General features: G+C 76.1%; 2 protein-coding genes. Both read right to left on the bottom strand.

Translation table 11 applies throughout. The annotated features are described in order from the left end of the window. Positions 1-724, bottom strand: a 724-nt coding sequence (locus ACOV8S_RS16690) for a decaprenylphospho-beta-D-erythro-pentofuranosid-2-ulose 2-reductase (protein WP_448318589.1), incomplete at its 3' end; no start/stop codon positions are given. 36 nt (positions 725-760) lie between these two features. Further along, a partial coding sequence (locus ACOV8S_RS16685) for an FAD-binding protein (protein WP_448318588.1) occupies positions 761-1,986 on the bottom strand: 1,226 nt, incomplete at its 5' end.

The raw sequence follows: 1,986 nt of genomic DNA, 5'->3' as shown, positions 1-1,986 counted from the left end.
GGCGCAGGACGGCCATGGCGGGGCGCAGGGTGCCGGGGACCCAGACCGTCGCGGCCCGGCGCCGCAGGCCCGACTCCACGGCCGCCGCGACCGCCCCCGGGGTGGTGGCGAGCGGAGCCTCCCGCAGGCCCGCCGTCATCCGGGTCCGCACGAAGCCGGGCCGCACCACCATCACGTGCACCCCCGTCCCGCACAGCGAGTCGCCCAGCCCCTGCGCGAAGGCGTCCAGGCCGGCCTTGCTGGAGCCGTAGATGAAGTTGCTGCGGCGGGCCCGCTCGGCGGCCACCGAGGAGAGCACCACCAGCGACCCGTGGCCCTGCCCGCGTAGCGCCGACGCGGCCACCAGGCCCGCGGAGACGGCCCCCGTGTAGTTGGTCTGCGCGACCCGGACCGCGCCGGCCGGCTCCCGTTCGTCGCGGGCCTGGTCGCCGAGGACGCCGAAGGCCAGCAGCACCAGGTCCACGTCGCCCTCCGCGAAGACCTTGCCCAGCGCCTCCTCGTGGCTCCCGGTCGCCAGCGCGTCGAACTCCACGGTGTGCACCTCGGCCCCGGGCCGCAGGGCCCGCAGCGAGGCGGCGGCCGCGTCCAGGGCGGGGGAGGGACGTCCCGCCAGCCACACGGTGCGGCAGCGGCGGGCGAGCATGCGGCGGGCGACCGCGAGGCCGATCTCCGAGGCGCCGCCGAGCACCAGCATCGACTGGGGTGCGCCGAACGCGTCCTTCACATGAGCTCCTTCACGTAGGGGAGACGGCCGTGGCGGTCAGAGACCGAGCCGGCGGGACAGGTCGGAGGTGAACACCCCGCGCGGGTCGAGTTCGGCGCGCAGCGCGCGGAACTCGTCGAGGCGCGGGTACATGGCCGGCAGCAGCTCGGGCCGCAGCCGGGAGTCCTTGGCGAGGTACACCCGCCCACCGGCGGCCGCGACCTCCTCGTCCAGCTCGTCCAGGAAGGCGTCGAGCCCGGGCAGGCCGGCCGGGACGTCCAGGGCGAGCGTCCAGCCCGCCGTGGGGAACGACAGCCAGCCCGGGTCGCCGTCGCCGAACCGCTTGAGCACGGCCAGGAAGGACGGGCAGCGCCGCTCGGAGACCCGGCGCACGATCCGCCGCAGCGCCTCCTCCTCGCCGTACCCGACGACGAACTGGTACTGCACGAACCCGCGCCGGCCGTAGATCCGGTTCCAGTGCGGCACGCCGTCCAGCGGGTGGAAGAAGGCCGGCAGGCGCTGGAGCTCGCCGGTGCGGTGCCGGGGGGCCTTGCGGTACCAGAACTCGTTGAAGGCCCCCACCGTGGTGCGGCCGAGCAGGCCGTCGGGCAGGAAGGACGGCGCCGCGGGCAGCCGGGAGGGGCGGAAGGCCAGCGGGTCGCGCCGGGTGCGGGCCCCGAGCGCGTCGAGCGGGGCGTGGTCGCCGCGGGTGAGGACCGCGCGGCCGGTGGCGCGGCCCCGGGCCAGCAGGTCGATCCAGGCCACCGAGTAGCGGTAGCGGTGGTCGGTGGCGGTGAGGCGGGCCATCAGGTCGTCGAGGTCGCCGGCCCGCTCGGTGTCCACCGTCATCCAGGACGTCTGCACCGGCTGGAGCGAGACCGAGGCGGTGAGGACGACCCCGGTCAGCCCCATGCCCCCGCAGGTCGCCGCGAAGAGCGGGTCGCCGGGGGCCACCGTGCGGACGACGCCGTCGGCGGTCAGCAGCTCCATCGACAGCACGTGGCGGGAGAAGGAGCCGGAGACGTGGTGGTTCTTGCCGTGGATGTCGGCCCCGATCGCCCCGCCGACCGTGACGTACCGGGTGCCGGGGGTGACCGGCACGAACCAGCCGAGCGGCAGCAGCACCTGCATCAGCCGGTGCAGCGAGACGCCCGCGTCGCACAGCACCACGCCCGCCGCGACGTCCACGGCGTGGATGCGGTCCAGCGCGGTCATGTCCAGCACGGCGCCGCCCGCGTTCTGCGCCGCGTCGCCGTAGGCCCGTCCCAGCCCCCGGGGGATGC

The organism is Streptomyces sp. CO7, from assembly GCF_053474865.1.
Note: the sequence above shows the minus strand (reverse complement) of the source record. Positions and strands in the feature narration are given on the sequence as shown.